Source organism: Pseudonocardia pini (assembly GCF_013870575.1).
Classification (GTDB): Bacteria; Actinomycetota; Actinomycetes; order Mycobacteriales; family Pseudonocardiaceae; genus Pseudonocardia; species Pseudonocardia pini.
In genome coordinates this window covers 1-1,121 of the sequence record NZ_JACBXB010001191.1, presented here as the reverse complement: position 1 = coordinate 1,121, position 1,121 = coordinate 1, and the positions used below count along the sequence as shown (strand labels likewise).

Annotated in this window: 2 protein-coding genes; both read left to right on the top strand. The window is 72.8% G+C overall.

The window, feature by feature from the left end:
- Positions 1-891 (top strand): 2-oxoglutarate dehydrogenase, E2 component, dihydrolipoamide succinyltransferase (sucB, locus tag H5J29_RS33730; protein WP_181784914.1); only part of this gene is annotated, 891 nt, incomplete at its 5' end.
- A gap of 107 nt (positions 892-998) precedes the next feature.
- Positions 999-1,121: NAD-dependent epimerase/dehydratase family protein (locus H5J29_RS35690; protein WP_312858522.1), on the top strand; the 123-nt coding region annotated here is incomplete at its 3' end.

Here is a 1,121-nt window from a genome sequence, read left to right as displayed (position 1 = left end):
TCGCTCGAGGGCTCCGGCGTGGGCGGTCGGATCCGCAAGCAGGACGTCCGCACCGCCGCCGACGCCGCGAAGGCCCCCGCGGCCCCGGAGCCCGCCGCGCAGCCCGCCGCCGCGAGCAGCGCCCCGAAGCAGCCCGCCAAGGTCCCGAGCCGGGCGGCCGACGCCCCGCAGCCGGGCACCACGGTGAAGATGCCGCGGCTGCGCCAGGTCATCGCCCAGCGGATGACCGAGTCGCTGCGGGTCTCGGCGCAGCTGACCACCGTGCAGGAGGTCGACGTCACCCGGATCGCGAAGCTGCGGGCCCGGGCGAAGGACGCGTTCCTGCAGCGTGAGGGCGTCAAGCTCACCTACCTGCCCTTCTTCGCGAAGGCCACGGTCGAGGCGCTCAAGGCCTACCCGGCCGTCAACTCCTCGATCTCCGAGGACGGCAAGCAGGTCGAGTACCACGGCGGCGTGCACCTCGCGGTCGCCGTCGACACCCCGCGCGGGCTGCTCGTCCCGGTGATCAAGAACGCCGAGGACCTGTCGCTGGCCGGGCTGGCCCGCAAGATCGCGGACGTCGCGGCCCGCACCCGGGACAACAAGATCGGTCCCGACGAGCTGTCCGGCGGCACCTTCACGATCACCAACATCGGCAGCGCGGGCGCGCTGTTCGACACGCCGATCATCAACCAGCCGCAGGTCGCGATCCTCGGCACGGGCGCGATCGTCAAGGAGCCCAAGGTCGTCGCCGGAGTGGACGGGGAGGACGTCATCGCCGTCCGGTCGGTCTGCTACCTGCCGCTGACCTACGACCACCGGATCGTCGACGGGGCGGACGCCGGCCGTTTCGTCTCCGCGATCAGGGCGCGCCTCGAGGAAGGCGCGTTCGAGGCCGAGCTCGGCCTCTGAGCCCTCACCGACGGCGCTCTCGTGCGGATCTCCCGCAGGAGAGCGCCGTTCGTGCGTTCTGGGGGGTCCGAGTCGCGAGACGTCGGGCCGTTGGGGAGGATCGGGGCGTGCGAGTCGTCGTCGCCGGGTCGTCCGGTCTGATCGGAACCGCTCTCGTCGCAGGTCTGCGGGAGTCGGGTCACGAGGTGCTGCGGCTCGTCCGCCGCACCCCGTCCGCGCCGGACGAGCGG